Origin of the sequence: Phenylobacterium sp. (assembly GCF_036402295.1) — a bacterium.
Lineage (GTDB): Bacteria > Pseudomonadota > Alphaproteobacteria > Caulobacterales > Caulobacteraceae > Phenylobacterium.
On the sequence record NZ_DASWTE010000382.1, the window covers coordinates 1 to 24,055 of the forward strand.

Here is a 24,055-nt window from a genome sequence, read left to right on the forward strand (position 1 = left end):
GCCGAGCCCAGCGGGGTGACGGGCAGGGCGGTGCGGAAGTCGTCGATGCGGGAGCAGGCGAAGTCGAGCGGCGTGTCGGTGGCGCAGGCCGACAGCGTCAGCAGCAGGAACGCCAGCGCGAGATGGCGAAGCATGAGGGCCTCCGGATCATCCGCGGGCGAAGGTTTGCGCGAACCGAGTGTCGATGCAACTGTAGATCGGTCTTCGGGTGAGCTACTGACTGCACGCGGTGCGGTCGCCGGCTTTGCAGGCCTTGACCTTGGCTTCCCATTCGGCGCGCGCCCGGGCGGCCTGGGTCACCTGCGCCTCGTGTTCTCGCGTGCGCTGTTCAAACGCCGCCTGCGAGGCCGCGAACGAGTCCTGGGCGGCCTTGTAAGCGGCCATCCGCTTCTCGTGCTCGGCGGCGACGGCGGCGTTGCGGGCCTCGACCTCGGCGTTGCGCCGGCTGATGTCGGCGTTGAGCAGGGCCGTCGCCCGGGCCCCCGCGTCCACGGGCGCCGGCGACGGGGCCGGGGTCGCGGCCGGCGGGCCTTTCGGCGACTGGTTCGTCGCCATCACCGGCTTCGGTGGCGCCGGCGCTGGCGCGGGCGGAGCTGCCTTGCGCGCGCCGGCCTTGGCCGGCGGCGCGGTCGCGACCACCGGCTCGGGCCCAGGCGGTGGCGGGGCGAGCTGAACGGTCACGTCGTTGAGCCGCTGGCGCAGCGCCTCCAGCCGCTCGTCGCCGCGGGGCGGCAGGCCCCTCGAGAAGTCCGTCAGGCTGGCGAGCCGGATGAAGCTGGGCGAGGCACAGCCGGGCGGGCCGTTCGCCGCCTTGGTCAGCACCGCCTCGAACGGACGCTCCAGTCCGGGGCCGGCGGTCACGACGCCCCGAAACGGCGCGCCCTCGGACGGGCTGTCGGCGGGGGCTTCGAAGGCGTAGCTGAGTCGCGCCTCGTCGCCGCACAGGAAGGCCTGCCAGCGCGCGCTGGCGATCGGGCGCGGTTCGGACGGCGCCGGGGCCGGCTGAGCGGGCGCGGCGGCCCCCTCCACGGGCGCCGGCGGCGGCTCCGACATCGCCAGGACCGTGAGATGCGACGAAGCGGCCGCGACCTCGGCCGGCAGGATGTCGCGCACGTCCCACGCGATCGGCGCCTGGCGGTAGGGCGCCGCACAGCTTGGGCAAGGCTTGCCGAGGTCGGCAACGATGCGCGCCAGGTCGGCCTGGCTGGGCGCGAAGAAGCAAAAGGTGTTCGTCGCAGTAAGCTCCGCTTCGGCGACGCCGGCGGCGCGCGCCGCCTTCGTGAACTCCGCGCGATACTGTGCGGCCTTGGCGCGCTCGGCGACGCTCGCGGGCTCGCCGAGGTAGAGCACCCCGCTGTTCGGGGACCGCGCCACGCACTGGGTCCAGGCGGCGGACTGGGCCTGTGTCGGCGCGCCGGCCAGGACACTCGCGAAGAGCACACCGAGAAGCGCGGCGAGGAACCGTGGAGTCATGCCGTTCACCTGACGAAGCGGGCCATGGTTTCGGTGGCGAGCTGCACGGCCACGAGCGGCGGGGTCGTGCGGCTCTCGCCGGCCTGGCGCTGGAAGCCGACGCCGGGCACGGGGACGATGCGGGAGGGGCCTGCCGGCGGCACGGCGCGGGTCTGGAACTGGGCGCGCAGGCTCGATGTCGGCAGGTGCTTAATCTTGACCGTGAACAGCAGGCCGGTGGGCGAGCCCGGTTCGGGCGACGGCAGGATCTCCACCAGGTACGGGATGCCGGTGGCGAGCGCCTGGCTCTCCAGGAACTGGATGTCGCCGCGCTCGGCCTGGGGGTTGGCGAGCGACAGCCGTCGGATGAGGGCGTCGCGGTCCGCGACGTCGACGCCGACCGTCAGGAAGGTGTTGACGAACACCGTCTCCAGCAGGTCGGAGGCCTTCGGGTTCACGGCGCTGTACACGCGGCCGGTGATCGCCTCGCTCTCGCGGCTGGTGACCTTGCGCTCCGAGCCGTCGGTTTCCTTCAGCGTGGCCTCGCCGAAGCGGGTGGAGGTGGTCTCGCCAGAGGTGGACTCGCCGTAGGTGCGGTCCTCGATCACCTTGTCGGTGCGCCGGGTCGTCGTCTCGTCGGTGAGCTGCCGGTTCCAGAAGAACAGCAGCCGCGGGCGGCCGGCGGCGGCGTACCAGTTCGCGAAGGCGTTGAGCGCCGCGTTGGCGGGGGTGTCGGGATCGGCCTCGAGCCGGGGCGCGCGGACCTCGGGCTGGCCCTCACGGTACTGGGCGGCGGCGGGCGTGGCGAGCGCGGCCAGGGCGGCGACGACGAGCGCGAGGCGGCGCATCAGCACGACCTCAGGGGCGTGGCGCGTCCGGTCAGCACGTTGTCCCGCGCCGTGGCGTAGCGCTCGGCGTGGCAGGCGCGGATCGCGGCGCGCTGGGCGGCGTGGTCGGCGGCAGGCGCGGCGGCGTCGCCGATCAGGTGGCGCAGTTCGGTCGTCTCGTCCGCCACGCCCGCCCGCGCAAGGACGGCGGCGACCGTCGGCGTGGGCCGGGGCTTCGGCGCGGAGCCCTTGGTCGCGGCCGCGACGGGACCGGTCGCGAACACGGCTGTCAGCGCCAGCGAGGTTGCGAGGGCCCGGCTCACCTGCAGGTGCCCGGGCCCGTGCCCCCGCAGTCGCCGCTGCTGGACGGCGGCGGCGGGCTCGTTCGTCCCTGGTTCGGTTGCGAGCAGTTGGGGAGATTGGGATTGTCGCTGCAGCTTACGATGCGCGGAATGGCCGTCGAAGCCGGGCGCGCGTTGAGCTTAGCGACCAGGGCGTCGTACTGTGCCTGGGTGGTGATGACGCCCGCGCAGGCTTGCCAGAAGCCGCACGGTGTCGTCTGGGAAACCCCGCTCTGGGTCAGGGGCTGCAGCGCGCCCATTAGGTTGCCATAGAAGGCCTGGTTGGCGGCAGCCTGATTGGCCTGCATTTGCGCCTGCCGTTCGGCGGCCTGGCGCTCGGCCTCGAGGCGGGCCTGCTGCTGTTCATAGGCCGCCTGCCTCGACATCAGCTCGCCGCTTGTCTGCTTGTAGGCGGCCCGCCGCCTTGCGCGGGCAGCCTCGAGCACCGCAGCGGAGGTGGCGGCGGCGATCGCTTCCTTGTCTTTGTCGCCCTTGAACCAATCGTAGAGGTCGGCGCCGAGAGATTGCCCGCTGAGCTGTTCATAGCCCCACGTGATGCCTGTCCCAATCGCCTTGCCGACCGAATAGGCGGCGGGGAGAGCCTGGCCCCCGGGGACTGCCAATCCCAATGCGCTCATCGTGGCGTCGAGACCGCTGAGCGCGCAGTCCGCCTTGTCCTCGTCGGCGTCGTTCGTGCAGTTCTTGTGGGCCGCCACGAGGTCTGCCCCGAGCTGCGCGGCGCCCGCCACCCGGGCCGCTCCGGCCGAGGCGGTAGCCACTTCTACAGCACCCGCAACGCCGGACGTGGCCGAGAGACTCGCCTGGGTGCAGTCGCTGGCGTTGACCTTCTCGGCGCCGCACTTGTCGGCGAACGTGTAGGCGCTTGTCGTCATGTTGACGACCGCCGCGCCTGCCCCGACGCCCTTGGCGACGCCGCCAATCTTCTCGGCGTTCCTGATAGCCCCGCCGTGGGGGCCAGGCGCCAGCGGGTGGTCCATCACGTTGAAGCCACCTGTCATCAAGTCAACCTCGCGCGCCTCGCTGGCGGAGGCGGCGGCCTTGCCGGCATGGTCGGCAAGCGTGTCGACGACGGTTGCACCGCTCCCGGTCAAGCCCGCCACAGCGCCTGTTTTCTCCGCGACGACTGGAATGCGCTCGTCCGGCGGCGGGGCCCTGCGCGACGGTGGCACGGCCTGGGCGAGCGCCATGCCGGGCGCCAGGAGGGCGACCGCGGCGGCGGCCAGGATGATCGTTCTAGTCACCGGTTCGCACCTCGATGAGGTAGTGGGCGACGGCGGGGGAGATCGACTTCTCGGAGTAGACGCCGGTCGAGCGGGGCTGGAGGTAGAGGCGCTGCCAGCTCGATACGGGTTCGGTCGGCGACTGGCCGGCGGACAGGAAGGTGGTGCGCAGTTGGAGCTGCATCGGCTCGTTGGTGCAGTTGAGGATGCGCGCCAGGACCTCGACGGTGTCAGTCTCGGTGCGGCGGGCCTCGACGCCCTGGGCGATCACCTTGCGGCGCAGCTTCTTGTCGATGAGCTGGACGCTCTCGAGCGGGATCGGGGTGAAGGCGCCGCGGACGGCCGGAGCGATCACCGCGGCCGCCGGAACGGGCCGGTTGGCCTTGTAGAAATTGCAGTCCACGCGCCCTTGCGGCCGCACCGGGGCCTGCGCCGGAACGCTGGCCGGCCAGGCCAGGGCGCCGATCAGGAGCGCAGCCGGGAAAAGCGAGGCCGGGCGATGGGTCACTTCTTCTTCAGCTCCGAGTTGGGGGCGACTTCCGGGACCGCGTAACCCGACGGGTCGCGGCTCCAGGAGATGCTGCAGGCGCCGCGCGGGTCGGGACGGGGCTCGATGAGGCGGGTGCTCATGACCCCGGCCTCGTTCAGGTATTCGATCTGGCCGAAGGCGCCGAGCGGTGGGCTGGTGGCGAACAGGAGCGCCTCCGGCAGGTTGTCCCAGTAGCGGGTGTCGGCCTGCGGCTTCGCCGCGGCGGACGCGGCGGCAAAGCCCAGGCTCAGCAAGCCCGCGGCCATGCCGGCGTAGGCCATGTTGTTGGCGCCGCTGTAGTTGCCGTAGCTCTGCATGGTGTTGGCCTGCTGGACGGCCGCCATCGCGACCTGGCTGGCCCCCTGGGCCACCCCTGCCGTCGTGCTCTTGAAGTTGGCCTTGCCCGCGAGGATCGCATCGACCTGGCGGCCGCCGCGGGTCGAGGCCTGGTGGTAGAGGCTCTCGCCGGGCTGGCCGGCGATTTCGGCGTCCGCCAGGCGGAACGTCACGCTGTTCAACCCGGAGCCGGCGGCCGGCCGGTAGCGCAGGTTCTCCTGGTATCTGCCGTCGGCCCACTTCTCGGGGCTCCGGCCGATCTCGGCCAGCATGAGGATGCGGTCGTCCGCCGCCGGAATCGCGATCGCGGCGTTCTTCTCGCGGGCCTTGCCGTAGAATTCTCCGGCGAGTCCCGGGTCACCGGCGCACTGGCTGGCCCAGCCCGCGAGGACATCCATCAGGGCGAAATCGCTGGCGTACTGGGTGTCTTCCGCCCACTGGTCCTGCAACTGGGCGCCCATGAAGCTGGCGCGGGCGTTGTCGTAGTCGCCTTCGTGAAGATAGAGGACGCCGCGGTAGTAGTAGGCCATCGACCGCTCGTAGCCCTCGCCCTTGAAGTCCTTGACGGCCTCCTTGACGAACTTCGAGCGCGCCTTGTCGGCGGACGGATTGCTGGCGTAGACGGCCTCGATCTTGGCCAGGGCCTGGTCGAACGCGCCTTCGGCGCTCCGGAAATCGCCGGCGTCCATGGCGGCCAGGCCAGCGCGCATCAGGTAGAGCACCTGATTGCGTTCACCCTCGACCAGAGCCCGCCGGAACAGCGGCCGCGCGGTCTCGGGCTTGTCGGCCAGGTAGGCCTGGATCTGCTCCTCGGTCGCCGGCTTCGGCTTGGGCGCGGACGTTGCGACCGTGGGCGCCAGGGCGATGCAGGCGGCGGTGATCGCGGTGACGGTCCTGCGCACCATAGTTCGCTCCCTAACGATACATCACCGAGTCGGCGGCCACGCGGGCGAAGTCGTAGAGGTTGCTCCAGACGATCACGCCGGTTTCCAGGTCAACCATTTCGAAAGTGATCTGATTGAAACGCTGGATGCGGCCGCTGCCGTCCTGGGCGGCCGAGTCCTCGGAAGTAATGCGACCGGTCAGGCGGAAGTCCGCGCCGGCCTGCGCCCGGGTGAGCCCTGTGGTGCCCACATCGGTGACGCCTTCGCGCTTGAGCTCACGCTCCTGGGCGATCATCGCGGCGTACTCGCGCCCGACGAACACCATCCGGCCGTTGGAGGCGCGGTTCAGGTTCACCCGCAGACGGTCGGTGATGATCCGCTTGTTGAGCCGCTGCGAAGACTCGTTGGTGAAGTACTGGTCGTCCACGATGACCCGCGGGGCGACCTGGCGACCGGCGAGCTGAGGGTTGGACAGCATGTCCCGCACCATTCGGTCGGTCATGCCGATGATGTCCTGGCTTTCGATGCCGACGCCCGAAACCGGACCGCGGGTGCTGGGATCGAGCTCCTTGGCCTTCAGGCCACGGTCGTAGGTCTTGTCGCGTTTCTGCGCTTGCGCATCGCCCGCCGCGAAGACCAAGGCCGCGATCGCGGCCAGCCACACGCGCTTGCCCGCACGCCCACACATGATGAGATAGCCCCCCGTCTCAAGACCACGTTATCTGAGGCGCGGTTGCGGTCAAGCTTTCACATAACGTCGTTGGGAACGCGCGCCGGGAGAGGTGAGAAATTCAGTCCTGGCCGGGCGTGGCGCGCGCGGCGAGCCATTCGCCGTACCTGCGGACGTGCGGCTGGGCGCTCCCGCTTGCGACGCTGGCGGCCGCGGCGGCGGCCGTCGGGTCGAGGTGTTGCAGGAGGTGGAGCTGGTCCTTGAACTGCTCGGTGAAGTCGCCGCCGACGAGGCGGCGTTCGATCACCGCGACCAGGCGCCGCCGGGTCCCATCCGCGAGATCATGGTGTTTCAGCCGTCGGGCGATCTTGGCGCGCGCGCGGTTGTGCCAATGGCCGCGCGTGCTCGCCGCGAAGAACGCGAGGCACTCCTCCAACGCCCCCGGGCGCCCGGCGGCCAGGTCGTCGATCAGCCCCTCGAGCGCGGCCTTGGGGTAGGCCTCGAGGAAGTCGCCGGCGGCGAGGCGCTCGGCCAGGCGGCGCGGGGTGTCGCGGCTGCGTACGAGGAAGATCGTGAATTCGTCCTTGAGCGCGAGCAGTACGGGCTGCCAGGCGGCTTCCGGGTCGATGCGGGCCTCACCCCGGTAAGCGAACCAGTCGGCGAGGTTCGGTGGGCCGGTCGGGCGCGGCGCGCCCTCTTGCTGCCACGGCCAGGCCTGGTCGCCCTGCAGCAGCGCGACCTTGCGGACTCTGCGCCGCCGCAACCACTCCGCCAGCGCGCTGAGACCGGCTGGCGAGAGGGCGAAGCTCTCATTGGCGGGGGGCTCGTCGCCGCCGACCACCGACGCCCGTGCGTGGCGGTCAGTGCAGATTCCGGCCAGGGGTTCGTTCCGAGCCACGCCGCGATCATGCGGACGCCCAGCCGCCGCCGCAATGGGCGCGGGGCTACATCCGCTCGGGCGTGGCGATGCCCAGGAGTTCCAGGGCCTGTTCGAGCTGGCGCAGGGTGGCGGCGGCCAGGGTAAGACGGCTGCCGCGGACGTCGGGCGCGGCGGTCAGGATCGGGCAGGCGGCGTAGAACTTCGAGAAGGCCTGGCTCAGGCGATAGGCGTGTTCGGCCAGCGCGTTGGGGGCGTAGCGGTCGTAGGCCTCGGCGAGCGCGCCCTCGAAGGCGTCCAGCGTCAGGACCAGGTCGCGCTCGGCCGGTTCGGCGACGGTGACCGGTCCGGCGGTCGCGCCCTCGGCCTCGGCCTTGCGCAGCAGGCTCTTCACGCGGACGGCCTGGTAGAGCAGGTAGGGTCCGGTCTTGCCCTCGAAGCTGGAGAAGCGGTCGAGGTCGAACACGTAGGAGGTGCCGCGGAAGTTCTGCAGGTCGGCGAACTTGAGCGCCGCGACGGCCACCTTGCCGGCGATCTCCTCGAACTCGTCGGCGGGCAGGTCCTCGCCGAGGCCGGCCTCGTGCAGGCGCTCGCGGGCCTTGCCGCGGGTCATCTCGATGAGGTCGTTCAACTTCAAGACACCGCCTTCGCGGGTCTTGAAGGGCTTGCCGTCGGTCCCGTTCATCGTGCCGAAGCCGATGTGCTGGAGATGGCCCTCGGCGGCGTATCCCGCCTGGTAGGCGGCGCGGAAGACGATCTCGAAGTGGTCGGCCTGACGCTGGTCGACGCAGTAGATCACCAGATGCGGATCGAACTCACGCTTACGGTCCAGGATCGTGGCGAGGTCGGTGGTGCCGTACATCGCCGAGCCTTCCGACGAGACCACCAGCAGGGGCGGCAACTCGCGCTTGTCGCCCTCTTGCGAGACGCGGATGATCCGGGCGCCCTGGTCGTCGACCAGGAGGCCCTTGGCGTCGAGCTCGGCCACCATGGGCTCGATGAGATGCTCGACGTCGCTCTCGCCCTTCCACCAGTCGAAGTCGATGCCGAGGGCGTGGAAGTCGCGCTCCAGGGCCTCGTGCGTCACGTCGCGGAACCGCTCCCACAGGGCATAGTAGCCGGCCTTCTTCGACTGCAGCTCGGCGGTGAGCCGCCGCGCGCGGTTGCGGAAGTCGACGTCGGTCTTGGCCCGGGCGGCGGCGGCCGGATAGAGGTCGCCCAGGTCGTCCAGGCCCAGGGTGGCCAGGACGGCGAGGCGCTCGCGGTCGGCCTCGGTGACCTGGCCGCGGGCGTTGAGGTCCTCCACCAGCTCGGCGATGGCGGGGTACGCGTCGCTGACCGCGGCGATCAGCAAGCCCATCTGGAAACCCCAGTCCCCGAAGTGGGCGTCGCCGATCACCTCGTCGCCGCGGAAGCGGTAGAGGCGCTTGAGGCTCTCGCCGATGATCGAGGCGCGCAGGTGCCCGACGTGCATCTCCTTGGCGACGTTGGGGCCGCCGTAGTCGACGATGACCCGGCGCGGCTGCGACAGGGTCGCGGCGCCCGAGCGGGGGTCGGCGGCGATGGCGTTGGCCCGGTCGGAGAGGGCCGATGCGCTGACCTTGATGTTGATGAAGCCGGGGCCAGCGATCTCGACCGACGCGATCAGCGGATGCCCCTTGAGCCTCTCAACGACGGCGGCGGCGATCTCGCGCGGGTTCTTGCCCACCCGCTTGGCCGCGGCCAGGGCGCCGTTCGACTGGAAGTCGGCGAGGTCGGGGCGGTCGGAGGCCGTGACGCGGGCGAACTCAGCAGGCACGCCTTCGGCGGCGAAGGCGGCTTCCACCGCCTCGCCCAGGACCGTCTTCAGATCGCTCATGGGTTGGTGGTGTTCGCCTGGCCGACGTTCAGGCGGAAGCGCTTGCCCTCGCGGTTGAAGGCGGCCATCTGCGGCGTCACCTCGAAGCCGACCAGGACCTCGAAGTTCGAGCCCGAGGTGGTGATGGCGGCGCGTGGGATGGTGATGCTGCCGATCTTCTCGGTGACGTAGACGCGGTCCTCGCCCTCGGGGAAGGTGACCGGGATCTCGAACGTCTCCTTGGCCAGCACTGTGCGGTTGCGGTCGGTGACGGCGATCCAGTAGCGGTAGGTCTTCGAGCGGCCCTCGGCCTGCGGGCCCTTGCCCATCTCGAAGAGGACTTCCATCGTCACCTCGATCGGCTGCTCGTCCTTGTACGCGCAGCCGGCGGAGATGCCCTGGATCTCGCCCGAGAAGCCGACGTTGGCGCTGGCCTCGCGGTTGTCCTTGAACTCGATGTAGCGGGCCGCGTCGTAGAGCGACTTCACGAACGGGCAGGGGCCTGCATTGCGCAGCTGCGGCAGCGGCGCCTGGACGTCGCCCCACTCCTCGCGCTGGCGGCGCTTCTTGGCGGCCTCTTCCTGCTGCTTGCGCTGCTCGGCCTCGGGGTCGCGGCCGCGGCCTTGCGCGTAGCTGGTCGCGGGAACAGCGGTGAGGGCCGCCAGGACGGCAGCGGCGAGGAGCATTTGGCGGCGCATGGAAGGCGTCCAACAGAAAGGGCCGCGAAGAGGTCGCGGTGTCAGGGGTTCACTACAGCGGGATGATTGCGGCGGCAACGCGACCCTGAGGTTGCCGCCTGTGATGGGGCGTCGCAGAGCGGCTGGTCGAGCGACCGAGCCTAAGGCCTCATCTCGACGCCGCCGCCCCAGCCGGCTTGGCGGCGGCGGCGTAGCCGGCGGTGACCTCGTCCTTGTGGGCGGCGAAAGCCGCAAGGACTTCGGACTTCTCGCGCGCGGGGACTTTCAAATGATCCAGGCTGCGTCCGAGTTCGGCTGCGACCTCATCGAACTCAGCCGGTGAGATCCGGAGGTCCCGATGAGCCTCCTCAAGGCCAAGCGGCGTGCTGCCCGGCTTGGTCGCCGTGAACTGGAAGGGGCCGCCGGAAACATTGCAGACCCACAGCGTTCGCATGAACTTGAGGCCGGGCAACCGTTCCAGGTTCCTTGTGTGCCATTCCCGCAGCTGCGGATTCTTAGACTGCCGGCCGGCGATCGGGTTCTTGACCACCGCGTCGCTGAAGTGATCCACGAGCGCGGCGATGGCGAACACGCCGCCGAGGCGCTCGTACAGGCTCTTTTCCGAGGTCGTCGGCCTTTCCTGGGTGCGGCCGCTCTCCGGCCGCGCCAAGGCGGCGACCGCGGCCGACGTAAGGACAAGACCGGCCATCACGCGCCGCCTTGCAATTGGGCCAGAAGCAAGCATCGCCATCGCTGTTCCCTTTGTGCAGCAGGGTCCGAAGACGGCCGTTCGGCTTGACAGAGGCTCGCCTGCGAGCCGCTCCGCGCAGGATAATGCCGCGGACGCCACAAAGGGTTCAAAGCCTTGCGGGAATAGGGAGGCCGGTCCGTGAGGCGCCGTGGCGCTGGCGAAGGCGGCCCCGGCGCACTAGGTTCCGCGCCATGTCGACCCGGCCGCCGCTCACTGTCCTGCTCGCCAGCCCGCGCGGCTTCTGCGCCGGGGTGGACCGGGCGATCCAGATCGTGGAGCGGGCGATCGCAAAGTACGGGGCGCCGGTCTATGTGCGCCACGAGATCGTGCACAACCGCCACGTGGTCGACCGCCTGAAGGCGCTGGGCGCGGTGTTCGTCGAAGAGCTGGACGAGTGTCCGGCCGACCGGCCGGTGGTGTTCTCGGCGCACGGGGTGCCCAAGGCGGTGCCGGCCGAGGCCAAGGCGCGGAAGATGCTCTACCTCGACGCCACCTGCCCGCTGGTTTCGAAGGTGCATGTGGAAGCCGGTCGCCACCACGACGCCGGCCGCGAGATCGTGCTGATCGGCCACGGCGGCCACCCCGAGGTGGTGGGCACCATGGGCCAGCTGCCGGATGGCGCGGTACGGCTGATCGAGACGGTGGAGGACGCCATGGCGTTCCAGCCGAAGGATCCCGCCAACGTGGCGTTCGTGACCCAGACCACGCTGTCGGTGGACGACACGGCCGAGATCGTGGCGGCGCTTCGGGCCCGGTTCCCCGGGATCGCCGCGCCGCATAAGGAAGACATCTGCTACGCCACCACCAACCGCCAGGAGGCGGTGAAGGCGGTGGCCGAGCGCGCCGAGGTGCTGCTGGTGATCGGCAGCGCCAACTCGTCGAACTCGGTGCGTCTGGCCGAGGTGGGCCGCCGCGCGGGGGCGCAGGCCTATCTGATCGACGACGCCTCGGTGCTGGAGCTGCGCTGGCTGGAGGGCGTCTCTACCTTGGGCGTGACCGCCGGCGCCTCGGCGCCCGAGGTGCTGGTGCAGGGCGTGATCGACAAGATCGCCGCCGCCTTCGAGGTGACGGTGGAGGACATCGACACCGCCCGCGAGACGGTCACGTTCAAGCTGCCGCGGGCGGTGGCCTAGGAAACTGCCGCCACAGGAGCCACGCGCCCATCGCGACGCCCGGCAGACCCATCAGTAGCGGAACCGCCAGCGACGCGCCCGAGGCCAGCAGCGCGGCGGCCGTGAGCAGGGCCGTGAAGCAGCCGATGTCCCAGCCGGCCTCGGTGGCCATGGCGAAGCGGAACGGGCAGGGCGAGGCCTTCGACAGGTTGTAGATCGCACTGGCCAGCGACGGCAGCAGCAGCGGCATGGCGAGGGCGCTCAGCGCATTGGCGGTGATGGCGAGCCAGGGTGAGGTGAGGCTGGCGGCGCGCATGAGCACGAGGCCGGCGATCACGGCGTAGGCGACGAGCACGGCCCGGCGGGCGTGGCCGCGGTCGACGTAGCGCCCGAGCAGCGGCGCGCAGGCGGCGCCGACCAGCCCGGCCAGCGCCAGGGCGCCGCCGTAGGCCCGGAAGCTCTCGCCGAGGGCGACGAAGAGGGCCACCTGCCAGACGAAGAAGAAGCTGGCGTCGAGCCAGCCGTCCATGGCGATCATCAGCATGCCGGGCGTCGCCGCGCGGAAGGCGCCGGGAACGCGGGCCTGGACCGGCACGTTGGGCGCGCCCAGCAGCGGCAGGGCCGAGAGGGCCTGGACGAGGCCCACGAGGGCGAAGGTCCAGTGCGGGCCGGCGGCGGCCAAGCCCCAGGCGCCCAGCAGCGGGGCGGCGATGTTGGCGAGCGAGACCAGCGCCTCGCGCAGGCCCACCTGGTGGCCGCGGTGCTCGGGGTCGCCGACGGCGGCGTAGTAGGCGTTGTAGGCCAGCCAGTAGAACACCTCGCCCACCGAGAAGGCGGCCACCACGGCGGCGAGCGGCCAGCCGAGGCCGTCGACGTGGGCAAGGAAGGGATAGGGGACGGCGAGACCGACGACGCCGGCGATCAGCAGCGGCTTCAGGCCGAAGCGGCGGGCGAGCGGCAGGACCAGCGGGCGGAGGGCAAAACGCCCCGCGACGATCCCGGCCTCGGCCAGGAGCGCGAGCGGGACCGAGATGCCCGCCTTGAGCAGGAAGACGAGCACGAAGACGTGGCCGGCGCCCTGAGCGAGGGCCTGGACGCCGGAATGCAGATTGACGCGATTGATCGCGTCGTTGCGCAGGAAAGCCATGGAATGTCCGGAAGGATAGACGTGCGGGATCGCCGAGCCCTGAGGGGTCCGGTCTGGCGAAGCGGTGGGTTACTTCGACGTCCCGCGCATAAGGGGTCCTTCCGTGGACGCGGCAAGTGTCAGCGGCGTCCGAGGGAATTGCAAGGCTTGCGCGGCAGCAGCGCCCAGCCCTCAGAACGACCCGAAGCTCTTGTTGTAGCGTCGCAGGAAGGCGCGGCCGCGGGCGTGGGGGTCGTCCGCCCAGCCTTCGCGGGCGACCGCGTTGAAGGCGCCCTCGCCGGAGGGCTCCAACTGCAGGGTGTCACCGATACTCAGATGCAGGGCGGCCAGGGCGTCGTCGGTGAGGATGACGCCGACGCGGTCGCCGATCTTCTCGACCTTCAGTGCGATCATGGGGTCCTCCGCGAGGTCTTCGGTTCTAGCACAAACCCGCGGAAGGGTTGACCGGCTCCGCGACGTGCAGCACTCCCCGCCCATGGCGGTCTATACGGACATCACGGACGACGAACTCAGCGACCTCCTGGCCGACTTCGACCTGGGGGCGGCGCTGTCGTTCAAGGGCATCGCCGAGGGGGTCGAGAACTCGAACTTCCTGCTGGAGACCGAAGCCGGGCGCTTCATCCTGACCGTCTACGAGAAGCGGGTGAACGCCGCCGACCTGCCGTTCTTCCTGGAGCTGATGCGCTGGCTGGCCAAGCATGGCTATCCGTCGTCCGAGCCGATGGCGGATCGCGAGGGGCGGCTGATCAAGACGGTGCGGGGCAAGCCCTGCGCGATCACCCAGTTCCTCAACGGGCTGTCGGTGCGCCGGCCGAGCGCAGCGCACTGCCGCGAGGCGGGCGCGGGTCTGGCGGAGCTGCACCTGGCCAGCGCGGGCTTCCCGATGACGCGGGAGAACGACCTCGGCCAGCAAGCCTGGGGGCCGATGTTCGCCGACCTGCACGCCGACGCCGAGGGGCTCAAGCCAGGGCTTGCGAAGACCATCGCGGCCGACCTGGACCTGTTGGCGGCGAAGTGGCCCAAAGGGCTGCCGAGCGGCGTCTGCCATGCGGACTATTTCCCGGACAACGTGTTCTTCACCGCCGGCAAGTTCGCCGGGACGATCGACTTCTATTTCGCCTGCACCGACGCCTTCGCCTACGACGTGGCGGTGGCGCTAAACGCCTGGTGCTTCGAGCCGGACGGCAGCTTCAACATCACCTCGGCGCGTCAGTTCCTGGCGGGCTATGAGAGCCGGCGGCCGCTCTCCGACGCCGAGCGGGCGGCGCTGCCGATCCTGGCGCATGGGGCGGCGATGCGGTTCTTCCTGACCCGGCTGCACGACTGGGGCGCGACCCCGGCCGGCGCGCTGGTGAAGCCCAAGGACCCGCTGGAGTACGAGCGCAAGCTCGCGGTGCACAGGAGCTCGCCCGACCTGGTGCTGTTCGGGGCCTCCGCGTGACGCCGGGCGTGACGATCTACACGGACGGCGCATGCTCGGGGAATCCGGGCGCGGGCGGCTGGGGGGCGATCCTGATGCACGGGACGACCGAGAAGGAGCTCTGCGGCGGAGAACCGGCGACCACCAACAACCGCATGGAGCTGATGGCGGCCATCCAGGCGCTGGAGGCGCTGAAGAAGCCCTGCAAGGTCGAGCTCTTCACCGACAGCCAGTACGTCCAGAAGGGCATCCACGAGTGGATCCACGCGTGGAAGCGTCGCGGCTGGAAGACCGCCGACGGCAAGCCGGTGAAGAACGATGATTTGTGGCGCAGACTTGACGAAGCCCGTTCGCGTCACGACGTGTCGTGGCGGTGGGTGAAGGGCCACGCCGGCCATGAGCTGAACGAGCGGGCGGATGCGCTGGCTCGGAAAGGCTTGAGGGAGGCCGTCGAGGCTGCGTCGGGCTAGTAATTCAACTTTGAACGTTCAAGGTTGAAGGATTACGCTTCTCCTGCCGATTCGGAGGAGCTGCGGCCATGGCCGTCGTTATCGAGGAACACCCGGAAGTCCAGGTCTTCGACGAGATCAGCCTGATCGAGCACGGTGTGCGCACGGCGATCTCGCGGGCCTTGCCGGTGGGCCTCACCTATCCCCAGTACGAAGTGCTGAACCTGATCGCGCGGCGCGGTGACGACCTGACGCCGGCGGCCATCTCCGACGCGCTGCGCATGACGCCCGGCGCGATCACCAACACGCTGCAGCGGCTGGAATGCACGCGGCTGGTCTCGGTTGAGCCTTGCACGGCCGACCGGCGGCGCAAGCGCGTGCGAATGACCGCCGAGGGGCGCGAGGCCTACAACCGCTCCCTGGCCGCCATCCGGCCCAAGGTGGAGAAGCTGCGCGAGGGCTTCACGCAGAAAGAGTTCCGCGACGCGCTGCCGTTCCTGCGGGCGCTGCGCGTGTGGATGAGCGAGATCGGCTAGGCCGACGGCTCAGTCGCCGGCAGCGGCGTAGGTCAGATAGCCACGCTCGACCATCCGGCGCAGGCCGTCGTAGGCGCCGACCAGCTCCTCGTAGGTTGCGCGAAGGTGAGCCAGGCCGGCGACCTGCTCGCGAGTCGGCGCTTCGCCCGACTCGCTGATGGTGAGGGCGGCGACCACCCAGCGCGTGCGGGCCAGCGCGGCGGCCGACGCCAGCTTCTGAACCTGCTCCGCGCCGACCGCGCCGACGGCCCCGCTCAGGATCTTCTTGTTGGCGGCGTAGGCGGCGTAGTCGATCTGCTCGAGGCTGCCCCGAAGGTGGCGCTGGGCCTTGGGATCGACGTCGTCGTCGGGCTCGAAATGGTCGCTGGGGGTGCGGCGCCGCCCGATCAGCTTGCCCATCGCTCGGTGATCCTGCGTGAGGGGGAAACGCGATCAAGTTGCGCGGGAATGACTAACAACCCCGGAACAGCGTGAAGGACTCGCATCAGTCGCCGATGGCCCGGGTGTTGGTGTGGGAGTGATGCAGCACGCGGGTGCTGGTTGAGCGGTGTCGATGCGCCGCCGAAGGCAGCCGCTTCCATGGATTTGCGGGAGCTTCGCCACTAGGCTGCAGCGATGGCCTCCAGGAATGTATCGGTGAAGATCCGCGTCGACGATCGCTCGGGGCGCGAGCAGCTGCTCGACGCCGCCGCCGCGGTGATGACCGAGGCTGAATCGGTGCATGTGCCGCTGAGCGCGATCGCGCGGAGGGCCGGGGTGACGGCGCCGCTGGTCACCTATCATTTCGGCACCAAGGAGGGCCTGCTGCTGGCGCTCGCGCGGCGCGACACGGCCCGCGCCCTCGAGCAGTTGCAGCAATTGCTCGCGATGGAGCTGGCGCCGGACGAGATGCTGCGGATCCACATCTCCGGGATCATCCGCAACTATGCGCGCCGGCCTTATCTCAATCAGCTGCTCAACTTGCTGCTGCGCGACGAGGACTCGGCCGCGGCGCGAGAGATCAAGGCGGCCTTCGTCGAGCCGCTGGCCGCGGCGCAGCGGGCCATCATCGAGCGCGGCGTGGCCGAGGGCTGCTTCCGGCCAGTGGACCCGGCGCTGGCCTACTTCGTCATCGTTGGCGCCTGCCGCGACTTCTTCACCAACAAGATCACGCTGAAGACGGTGCTGGGCGACCTGCCTGACGAAGGCGCGGCGCAGCGCTACGCCCGGACCGTCACCGAGATCCTGTTCGGCGGCCTCGTCCCCCGCTGATGGTTCAGAACGTCTTTCGCACGCCGACCTTGTAGGTCCGGCCGAGCGGGTTGCCGATGAAGGGATCGTAGCTGGGCTCGAGCCGGGCCTTCGACGGGTCACGGTCGAGGACATTGAACACCGAGGCCGTAAGCGTCAGGTCGTCGCTCAGCGACAGCCGGTAGGTGACGTCGTGCGCGATGTAGGGCTTCACGCGCAGGCCGAAGGTGATGAGCTGGCAATTCACCGCCGTCCCCGCGGTCGCGTTCGCCACGTTGCAGTTGGTGGAGGGGCCCGTCTGGACGGTCGTCGGCCCGCGGTTGTCGCGCACGTCGTCGACGTAATGGGTCGTCCAGCGGAGATTGTGGGGCCCGCGGCTGTAGTCGGCGTAGAACTGGCCGCGCCAGTCGGGGATGGTCCCCGGCAGGCGGTCGTAGTTGGTGAAGCCGACGGCGTCGTAGGCCCCCGAGACGGTCACCCCGCCGAAGATGAACGCGGCCTGCTTGTACTCGAGCACGTAGCTGACGTTGGCGCCGACATCGAGCGCGCCGCCGAAGACCTCGTCGAAGCGGTAGTTCACGTCGACGTCCACGCCGGAGGTGGTGATGGTGGGACCGTTCGTCGTGTCGGAACGGACGCGGGCGATGTCATTGCCGACGGTGACGCCCTGGATGCAGGCGTTGTTGTTGTTGAAGGTGATCAGCGAACGCAGCGCATGGGCGCAGTTCACCGGCTGGCTGCCGTTGCCCACGCCGCCAATGGCGGTGGCGATGATGTTGGCCGGGACCTGGGTGATCTGGTCCTTCAGCTTGTAGTACCAGTAGTCGACCGTGGCGGTCAGGCTGCCCGCCTGGACGATGGCGCCGACGCTGTAGGTCAGCGCCTTCTCGGGCCCGACCGCGGGATTGCCGAAGTTGTCGACCGACTTGAAGTTGTTGCCGGCCGCGGCGAGCCCCGCGAGCGTGGTCGTGCCCGTGGGGGCCACGTTCAGCGCCGTGGGGCCTCGGAACGAGGTCCCGACCGAGCCGCGGATGGCGAGCTGGTCCAGGACCTGCCACTTGCCGCGGAACTGCGGATTGAGCGTCGAGCCGGTCTCGCCGCCGTAGTCCTCGAAACGCAGGGCGAGCTGGGCGTTCAGCGTCTCGGTGACAGGCAGGCTCAGCTCACCGAACACCGCGTAGACGCTCTGCTCCAGCTTCAGCGGGATGTTCTGTCCCAGGAAGATGTAGGGGCCGGTGCGGAACTGGCACGTCGTGTCGCCGGGCCGGGGGCAGGGCGTGACGAGCGCGTTGTGCAGCGGGTTGGGGATATCCTGGTCGAAGTCGATCTTACGGTACTGGGCGCCCGCCGCCCAGCCGACCTCGCCGCCGGGCAGGGCGATCGGCAGCCGGCCGCTGAACACGGCGTCGGCGACGAAGGTGTCCTGTTCGACCAGGGTGACCTGCCGGTCGAACAGCCAGGCGATCAGCTCGGGCGCATTGGCGTTGGCCGCGACGAAGCCGGGGTTCGTCAGGCCGAGCGCGGGGTTGGTCGGATAGGCGTTGGAGAAGGGGTTGTAGTACTGGCAGCCGCCCGCGCCCGGCGTCGACCCCGTGCAGTTCGGCCCGCCCAGGCCGTTCAGCGCCCGCTGCAGGCGGTCGATCAGGATGTCGCCGTTCTGGCTGTCGGTCTTCTCGCGGATGTAGGTGAGCGCCACGTCATAGGCGACGCCGTAGAAGCCCGTCTCCCCCGAGAGGCCGGCCGACACCCGGTATTCCTCGTACTTGCGGCTCTGGCTCTGGCCGCCGCGACCGCCCGTGTTGGGGTTGCCGCCGTTGCCCAGCGGACGCCACAGGGTGAGCAGGGCGCTCTGGGCGGGCCCGATCAGGGCCGAGTTGCCCGTCTGCTGCAGGAAGGTGGCGAAGCCGGGGTTCGAGGCCGGGACGTTGAAGACGTTGACGCTGCCCGGACCGTTCGGCCCGGAGGTCTGCGGATAGCTGGGCGAGCCGCGATAGTCCGGCAGCGAGATCTGGGAATAGAGCGCCTCGGCGTGGAACTTCGCGGTCTCGGTGATCTGGGCGTTGAACTCGCCGTAGAGCTGGAAGTGGTCGGTCTCCTCGACGAGATTGTCGAACTGGAGGTAGGTGAAATAGCAGGCCGGCGTGGCGCCGGAGAAGCCCGGCTGGCCGCCGACCTCGGCGCAGTTCGCGTCGCGCACCAGGCCCAGGGTGGAGCCTGAGCCGGCGGGTCCGCTACGCACGGTGAAGACGCCTGGGTTGCCCAGCACCGACCAGCCCATGGGGTTTTCGAAGTAGTCCGAGACGCCGAAGTCGCGCTGGGTGAGGGACAGTTCGCCGCGGTGCTGATAGCCGACGCTGAGCATCAGGTTCGAGGCCTCGCCCACCCAGCCGTAGAGGGCGCTGGCCGTGTAGTCGCCGCCGTCCGAGCCCGGGACATGGCGGTAGTCGGCGGCGACCTCGAAGCCCTCGAAGTTCTTGCGGGTGATGAAGTTGGCCACGCCGCCGATGGCGTCCGAGCCGTAGGTGGCGGCCGCACCGTCCTTGAGCACCTCCACACGCCCGATGGCCGAGGCCGGCAGGAGGTTGGTGTCGGCGGTGTATCCGGCGAAGCGGCGGCCGTTCAGCAGGACCAGGGTGCGCTGGGGGCCGAGGCCGCGCAGGTTGATCGAGCCGCGGCCGGCGCCGCCCGCCTGGGCGATCGGCGAGAACTGGTTGGAGTCGCCCAGGACCGGCCCCATGACCGGCAGGGTCTTGAGGATTTCCAGCACCGTCGGCGATCCGCGCCGCTCCAGTTCGTCCTGGCCGATCACGGCGACGGGTATGGCGGTGTCCTTGGGCGTGCCGGCGATGAACGAGCCGGTGACCACGACCTCCTCGACCTGCGCTGGTTCCTGCGCGTGGGCGGCGGACGTCAGACCCGCGGCGACGACCAGGGCGACAGCCGACGCGCCGGCCCGGCGGTTTGCGTGAGACATGTGAATTCCTCCCCAACCGCCTGCGTGGGCGGCAGACTTTATAATCGTAAAGTCTGGCGCCTTTCCTGGGCCACGCCAACGCGGAATTTTACGGACAGAAAGGGATAGTGCGCGCCGAGACGGACGGCGGCGGCCTACAGGCCCTTCGCCTTGGCCAGGTTGGGCTTGGGGATGGCGTGCTCGAAAGCGCCGGAGGCCTTGGCCTTCTCCGAGGCCATGTCGGCCCAGGCGGTGACAAAGGCCGTGGGCGTGGCGGCGGCGGCATCGCCGATGGCGAGGGTCCAGGTGCGGCCGGTGAGCGCCTTGGCAAGTGCGGCGCGCAGGTCCGGGGCGTCGGTCGGCGGATCGGCCGGCGGCTTCAGCAGGGCATGGAGGACGAGGGCGTCGGGCCTAGGGGCGACGACGGCGAGGGCGGCCCCGGCGGGAACATCCTTCAGCGCTGAAAGGAAGCCCGCCAGCGCCATGCGAGCGCGGGTGGTGCGGCGCTCGCCGCCGGCGCGTCCGACCGGTTCGGCGCCGGCGCGCACGAAGGCCCAGCCGCCGTTGCGGTGAGCGGCGTCGTGGCTGGCGGCGATCCAGAGGCGGACGGCGGCCACCTACTCCTTCTGCTCGGCGTAGGCCTTCACCAGGCGGTGGCTGAACTCGCGGGCCTCCAGCAGCGACTGGACGCCGATCCGCTCGTTCAGGCCGTGGATGCGGCCGAGGTCGGGCTCGTAGAAGATGCCTGAGACGCCATAGACCGGGATGCCGACGGCGATGAACGCCGGGGCGTCGGTGCCGCCGGCCTGCAGGATCGGCACGACCGGCACGCCCGGCCACATCTGCTGCGAAACCTTCTCGATCGGGCCGATGACGTTGGGCGTCAGCGGTGGGGCGGGCTTGGCGTCGACGCGGTCGAGCGGGACGGTGGAAACCGTGACCTTGGCGTCGCCGACCACGCGGATCAGGGTGTCGCGCACCTGTGCAGCGGTCTCGCCGGGGAAGATGCGGCAGTTGATGGTGGCGGTGGCGCGCTGGGGCAGGGCGTTCGGGGCGTGGCCGCCCTGGAGCTGGGTGGCGACGCAGGTGGTGCGCAGGATGGCGTTGTCATTGGCGTCCTGGCTGAGCAGGGCGTTGGCGGCCTTGTCGCCGGGGTTGGCCACGATGGCGGCCATGGCCGCGCCGCGCTCGCCGCCCACCACCTTGGACATGCGCGTGAAGTAGGCGCGGGTGGTGTCGTTCATCTGCACCGGGAACTCGTAGGCCGCGATGCGGTCGATGGCCTTGGCAAGGTGGTAGATCGCGTTGTCGGGCACCGGGCGCGAGGAGTGGCCGCCGGGATTCACCGCCTCGACGCGGTAGCTGAACGAGCTCTTTTCGCCGGCCTGGATGCTGTGGACCACGCGCCTGCCGCCGGGGGCGTCGAAGCTGCCGCCGGCGCCCTCGTTCAGGCCGAAGGCCGCGTCGACAAGATCGCGCTTGTTCTGCGCCAGCCAGCGGGCGCCGTTGACCTGGCCGCCGCCTTCCTCGCCGCAGGTGAGCGCCAGCTTCAGCGTGCGGCGCGGCTGGTAACCCTCGCGTTTGAAGCGGACGAACAGGTCGGTCCAGATCGCCGCCTGGGCTTTGTCGTCGCTGGCGCCGCGAGCGTAGAAGTAGCCGTTCTCCTCCACGAGCGTGAACGGGTCGCGCTCCCAGTCCCCGCGCTTGGCCTCGACCACGTCGATGTGGGCCAGCAGCAGGACGGCCTTGGCCTTGGGGTCCCTGCCGGGGAAGACGGCGACGAGTCCGCCGTCCTTCGGCTTGTCCGGCGGGGTGAAGACGGTGAGGTCCTTGTCGGCGAAGCCGGCGGCCTTCAGCCGGTCGGCCATCCGCTGGGCGGCCAGCGTACAGTCGCCGGCCGAGAACGTGGTGTTGGTCTCCACCAGCTCCTTGTAGAGCGCGCGGAACTGGGCCTCGCCGGCGTCCTTGGGCGGCGGCGCGGCGGCGGCCGGGGCAGCGGCGATCGAGAGCGCGGTCAGCGCCGTGACGAACCTGAACATCGATAACTCCCCGACGAAGGGGGGACTATTCCGCACGCCTCGGCCTTGGGCAAGGCGTCGCCCAGTGCGGCCTCAGTGCGCGGCCGCCGCCGCGAAGACCTCCTGGCTGAGGCGGCCGCTCATGCCTTCGGTGGAGGTGTTGGTCATCAGGACGACGCTCTTCCCGCCCGCCGGGTCTACGAACCAGCTGTGGCCGTAGACGCCGCCCCACATCCAGGCGCCGGCCGGCAGCGGCGAGCCCGAGGCGGCCGGGTCCAGCATGATCGCGCCGCCGAAGCCGAAGCCCCAGCCGGGGCCGCTGGTGACGATGGCGTGGGAACCGGTCTGGTTGGTCATCATCGCCTGGGCGGTTTCGGCGCTCACGACCCCGCCGCCGCCCGTGCGCATGGCTTCCAGGAAGGTGAGGAAGTCGGGCGCCGAGCAGGCCATGCCGGCGCCGCCCGAGGGGAACGAGCCGGGCGTGAAGATGCGCTCGGGGGCGAACTTGATGCCCGAGAGCTCGGCGAACGGGACAATGTGGGTGGCGCCCATCGGCTGCGGCGGCGGGCCGTCGGCGTAGGGGCGGGCCAGTCGCGCGGGGTCGGAGACGGCGAAGTCGGTGTCGGCCAGGCCGAGCTTGCCGGTGACGCGTTCGCGGACCACCTCGGGCAGGGACTTGCCGGTCGCCTCCTCGACCGCGGCGCCCAGGACGTCGAGGCCCACGGAGTAGAGCCAGGCCGCGCCGGGCGGAAAGAAGAGGCCGGCCTCGGTGATCCGCGTCAGCTCCTCGGGGAAGCCCAGGCCCGGCTGGTCCATGCCGTCGGAGACGCCAAGCTGCAGGTAGGGCCCGTCGACGGGTTGCATGAAACCGTAGGAGAGACCGGCGGTGTGGGTCAGCAGGTGGCGCAGCGTGATGGTCAGCGGCTCGCCCTGCCACTTGGGCTGGAAGTCGGGAAGGTAGCGGATGACCGGGTCGTCCAGGCCGATCACGCCGTCCTCGACCAGCGACAGGACCGCGGCGGTGACGATCGGCTTGGTCAGCGACGAGGCGCGGAAGATGGCGTCGCGCGTCATCGGCCGGCCGGTCTCGAGGTCGGCGTGGCCGGCGGCGCGGGCGTAGGCCAACGCGCCGTCCTTCGCCACCAGCACGACGGCGCCGGCCAGGCGCTCCTCGGCGAGCGCGGCGTCGACGACGGGGTCTAGAGCGGCGGCCAGGGCCGCGTCTGGACGTTCGGTGATGCGGGTCACGGGGCGCCTCCCTGGCAGGATGGCGAGAGATGGCCGAAGCCGGGGGCTCCCCGCAACCCGAACGTTGAGTCAGTCCACTACTGGCCGGAGCCCGTCGCGGCCGAGGCCTCGCCCTTGTCGGCTCGGATCTCGATGCGCCGCGACTTGTCGCGGGCCTTGGCGTTCTTCGGCAAGGTCACGGTGAGCACGCCGTTGCGGCAGGCCGCCTGGACCTTGTCGGCGTCGACCTCGGACGGGAACGGAATGGTCCGCGAGAAGCGGCCGAAGCTGCGCTCGGTGTAGCGGCGCCCGCCGTTCTCCTCGTCCCGCTCCGAGCGCTTCTCGCCCGAGAGGGTGAGCGCGTTGTCGGAAAGGCTGAGCTCGATGTCCTTCTCCGCGATGCCGGGCAGCTCGGCGGTGACCACGTAGGCCTGCTCGGTCTCCTCGACGTCGATGCTGGGCTGCAGGGCCGCCGTGGCCGCGGCGCCGAAGCTGCGGGCCTCGGCGGGGGCGAAGAAGTCGTCGAACAGGCGGTCCATCTCGCGTCGGAAGTTCGCGAAGGGATCGCGCCCGAACGGCGTCAGTCCTCCGCCGCCTCGACGCCAGGGCGTGAGGTCTTGGTTGGGCATAGGAAACCTCCTTCGGGTTGAGGCTCCCCCCGACGAGGCGCAAAGATAATGCGATCCGACTGTGGCTGGTTCGCGTTGTTTCGTAAGATGTGATCCGCGGAGGTGACGCGATGTCCGATCTCCTGCACGTGGTCTGCCCGCACTGCGACGCCCGCAATCGCCTGCCGGCCGACCGGCTAGGCGAGGAGCCGAAATGCGGCCGTTGCCAGGAGGCGCTGTTCACCGGGGCGCCGGTGGCGCTGACCACGGCGCGGTTCGACAAGCACCTGACCGGCAGCGACCTGCCGCTGATCGTGGACTTCTGGGCCGCGTGGTGCGGGCCGTGCCGGGCGATGGCGCCGGTGTTCGCCCGCGTGGCCGCCGACCTGGAGCCTCGGGCGCGGTTTGTGAAGGTGGACGTGGACGCAAACCCCGAGCTCCAGCAGCGCTACCGCATCCAGGGCATCCCGGCGCTGTTCTGCTTCTCGGGCGGCAAGGTGGCCGCTCAGCAGTCGGGGCTCACGGACGCCGGCATCTTCCGCCAATGGGTGGACAGGTTCGCGCCGGTGAACACCTAGGTGTCGAAGCGCAATCGACTGGAACCGCGGAAAACGCGGAAGGACGCGGAGGTCGCCGCCGGCCATTTCCGCGCTTTTCCGCGCCTTCCGCGGTTTCCTCAAAGGCGCCTGCGGCGCTTTCCCGTTTGCCCTCCCTAGCGTACCCACCGGATAATGCCGTGGCGTAAATCGGTGGGAGCGGCGTTGTGCGGGACGGAATCGAACAGGGCGCCTGGGAAAGCCATCGCCCGAAGCTGACCTATCCGTTCGACCATGCGCCCAAGACCGGCGAGGCGGTCGACATCGCGCCCGGCGTGAAGTGGCTGCGCATGCCGCTGGGCGGGGCGCTGGCGTGGATCAACGTCTGGGCGATCGC

25 protein-coding genes are annotated in these 24,055 nt (G+C 70.2%); 6 read left to right on the forward strand and 19 right to left on the reverse strand.

The features are described 5' to 3' along the window. Positions 1 to 213: 213 nt before the first annotated feature. The 11 genes from VGD44_RS22205 to VGD44_RS22255 form a co-directional block, all read right to left on the reverse strand. Positions 214 to 1,473 carry a hypothetical protein gene (locus VGD44_RS22205; RefSeq protein WP_331090560.1) on the reverse strand — a complete coding sequence of 420 codons (1,260 nt, stop codon included), beginning with the start codon at positions 1,471 to 1,473 and terminating at the stop codon, positions 214 to 216. 5 nt (positions 1,474 to 1,478) lie between these two features. Further along, positions 1,479 to 2,300, reverse strand: a complete 822-nt coding sequence (locus VGD44_RS22210) for a hypothetical protein (RefSeq protein WP_331090561.1) — start codon at positions 2,298 to 2,300, stop codon at positions 1,479 to 1,481. After that, the gene (locus VGD44_RS22215; RefSeq protein ID WP_331090562.1) at positions 2,300 to 2,602 is read right to left on the reverse strand and encodes a hypothetical protein; all 303 of its coding nucleotides are present in this window, start codon (positions 2,600 to 2,602) and stop codon (positions 2,300 to 2,302) included. The genes VGD44_RS22210 and VGD44_RS22215 overlap by 1 nt, the downstream gene beginning before the upstream one ends. Then, on the reverse strand, positions 2,599 to 3,882 hold the full coding sequence (locus tag VGD44_RS22220; protein WP_331090563.1) for a hypothetical protein: 1,284 nt from the start codon (positions 3,880 to 3,882) through the stop codon (positions 2,599 to 2,601). Before VGD44_RS22220 ends, VGD44_RS22215 begins: the two co-directional genes overlap by 4 nt. After that, a complete protein-coding gene (locus tag VGD44_RS22225) occupies positions 3,875 to 4,369 on the reverse strand; it encodes a hypothetical protein (protein ID WP_331090564.1) in 495 nt (164 codons plus the stop codon). The genes VGD44_RS22220 and VGD44_RS22225 overlap by 8 nt, the downstream gene beginning before the upstream one ends. Then, the gene (locus tag VGD44_RS22230) at positions 4,366 to 5,631 is read right to left on the reverse strand and encodes a hypothetical protein (protein ID WP_331090565.1); all 1,266 of its coding nucleotides are present in this window, start codon (positions 5,629 to 5,631) and stop codon (positions 4,366 to 4,368) included. The genes VGD44_RS22225 and VGD44_RS22230 overlap by 4 nt, the downstream gene beginning before the upstream one ends. Before the next feature lie 10 nt (positions 5,632 to 5,641). Further along, positions 5,642 to 6,298, reverse strand: a complete 657-nt coding sequence (locus VGD44_RS22235) for a hypothetical protein (protein ID WP_331090566.1) — start codon at positions 6,296 to 6,298, stop codon at positions 5,642 to 5,644. A gap of 103 nt (positions 6,299 to 6,401) precedes the next feature. Then, on the reverse strand, positions 6,402 to 7,178 hold the full coding sequence (locus VGD44_RS22240; protein ID WP_331090567.1) for a hypothetical protein: 777 nt from the start codon (positions 7,176 to 7,178) through the stop codon (positions 6,402 to 6,404). A 46-nt stretch (positions 7,179 to 7,224) separates the two neighbouring features. Further along, a complete protein-coding gene (argS, locus tag VGD44_RS22245) occupies positions 7,225 to 9,015 on the reverse strand; it encodes an arginine--tRNA ligase (RefSeq protein WP_331090568.1) in 1,791 nt (596 codons plus the stop codon). Beyond that, the gene (locus VGD44_RS22250) at positions 9,012 to 9,692 is read right to left on the reverse strand and encodes a Tat pathway signal sequence domain protein (protein WP_331090569.1); all 681 of its coding nucleotides are present in this window, start codon (positions 9,690 to 9,692) and stop codon (positions 9,012 to 9,014) included. Before VGD44_RS22250 ends, argS begins: the two co-directional genes overlap by 4 nt. Before the next feature lie 148 nt (positions 9,693 to 9,840). Beyond that, positions 9,841 to 10,380: a group 1 truncated hemoglobin gene (locus VGD44_RS22255; RefSeq protein WP_331090570.1), complete on the reverse strand. Its 540-nt coding sequence runs from the start codon at positions 10,378 to 10,380 to the stop codon at positions 9,841 to 9,843. A gap of 233 nt (positions 10,381 to 10,613) precedes the next feature. Between VGD44_RS22255 and ispH the strand changes: the two genes are divergently transcribed. Next, complete coding sequence (ispH, locus tag VGD44_RS22260) at positions 10,614 to 11,555, forward strand: 4-hydroxy-3-methylbut-2-enyl diphosphate reductase (RefSeq protein ID WP_331090571.1); 942 nt, start codon at positions 10,614 to 10,616, stop codon at positions 11,553 to 11,555. Here the strand turns inward: ispH and VGD44_RS22265 are convergent. Continuing rightward, a complete protein-coding gene (locus VGD44_RS22265; protein ID WP_331090572.1) occupies positions 11,530 to 12,681 on the reverse strand; it encodes an MFS transporter in 1,152 nt (383 codons plus the stop codon). The two genes, ispH and VGD44_RS22265, sit on opposite strands and share 26 nt — an antisense overlap. A 171-nt stretch (positions 12,682 to 12,852) precedes the next feature. Beyond that, entirely contained in the window at positions 12,853 to 13,074 is a 222-nt protein-coding gene (locus tag VGD44_RS22270; protein WP_331090573.1) for a hypothetical protein, read from the reverse strand. A gap of 82 nt (positions 13,075 to 13,156) precedes the next feature. Between VGD44_RS22270 and thrB the strand changes: the two genes are divergently transcribed. From thrB to VGD44_RS22285, 3 genes are all read left to right on the forward strand, one after another. Continuing rightward, entirely contained in the window at positions 13,157 to 14,122 is a 966-nt protein-coding gene (gene thrB, locus VGD44_RS22275; protein WP_331090574.1) for a homoserine kinase, read from the forward strand. Next, positions 14,119 to 14,571: a ribonuclease HI gene (gene rnhA / locus VGD44_RS22280; protein WP_331090575.1), complete on the forward strand. Its 453-nt coding sequence runs from the start codon at positions 14,119 to 14,121 to the stop codon at positions 14,569 to 14,571. Before thrB ends, rnhA begins: the two co-directional genes overlap by 4 nt. A 68-nt stretch (positions 14,572 to 14,639) precedes the next feature. Next, a complete protein-coding gene (locus tag VGD44_RS22285; protein ID WP_331090576.1) occupies positions 14,640 to 15,086 on the forward strand; it encodes a MarR family transcriptional regulator in 447 nt (148 codons plus the stop codon). A gap of 9 nt (positions 15,087 to 15,095) precedes the next feature. Here VGD44_RS22285 and VGD44_RS22290 read toward each other — a convergent pair whose 3' ends face one another. Further along, entirely contained in the window at positions 15,096 to 15,485 is a 390-nt protein-coding gene (locus VGD44_RS22290; protein ID WP_331090577.1) for a hypothetical protein, read from the reverse strand. 237 nt (positions 15,486 to 15,722) lie between these two features. Between VGD44_RS22290 and VGD44_RS22295 the strand changes: the two genes are divergently transcribed. Continuing rightward, positions 15,723 to 16,337, forward strand: a complete 615-nt coding sequence (locus tag VGD44_RS22295) for a TetR family transcriptional regulator (RefSeq protein WP_331090578.1) — start codon at positions 15,723 to 15,725, stop codon at positions 16,335 to 16,337. A 4-nt stretch (positions 16,338 to 16,341) separates the two neighbouring features. Here VGD44_RS22295 and VGD44_RS22300 read toward each other — a convergent pair whose 3' ends face one another. The 5 genes from VGD44_RS22300 to VGD44_RS22320 form a co-directional block, all read right to left on the reverse strand. Continuing rightward, positions 16,342 to 19,290: a TonB-dependent receptor plug domain-containing protein gene (locus tag VGD44_RS22300; RefSeq protein ID WP_331090579.1), complete on the reverse strand. Its 2,949-nt coding sequence runs from the start codon at positions 19,288 to 19,290 to the stop codon at positions 16,342 to 16,344. Between the two features lie 134 nt (positions 19,291 to 19,424). Next, positions 19,425 to 19,886 (reverse strand): ribonuclease H, encoded by a 462-nt coding sequence (locus tag VGD44_RS22305; protein ID WP_331090580.1) that lies wholly within the window; start codon positions 19,884 to 19,886, stop codon positions 19,425 to 19,427. Then, entirely contained in the window at positions 19,887 to 21,308 is a 1,422-nt protein-coding gene (locus VGD44_RS22310; RefSeq protein WP_331090581.1) for a M20/M25/M40 family metallo-hydrolase, read from the reverse strand. 72 nt (positions 21,309 to 21,380) lie between these two features. Beyond that, positions 21,381 to 22,535: a serine hydrolase domain-containing protein gene (locus VGD44_RS22315; protein WP_331090582.1), complete on the reverse strand. Its 1,155-nt coding sequence runs from the start codon at positions 22,533 to 22,535 to the stop codon at positions 21,381 to 21,383. A gap of 77 nt (positions 22,536 to 22,612) precedes the next feature. Continuing rightward, complete coding sequence (locus VGD44_RS22320) at positions 22,613 to 23,143, reverse strand: Hsp20/alpha crystallin family protein (RefSeq protein WP_331090583.1); 531 nt, start codon at positions 23,141 to 23,143, stop codon at positions 22,613 to 22,615. A gap of 110 nt (positions 23,144 to 23,253) precedes the next feature. Between VGD44_RS22320 and trxC the strand changes: the two genes are divergently transcribed. Then, entirely contained in the window at positions 23,254 to 23,700 is a 447-nt protein-coding gene (gene trxC / locus VGD44_RS22325) for a thioredoxin TrxC (RefSeq protein ID WP_331090584.1), read from the forward strand. Positions 23,701 to 24,055 lie beyond the last annotated feature (355 nt).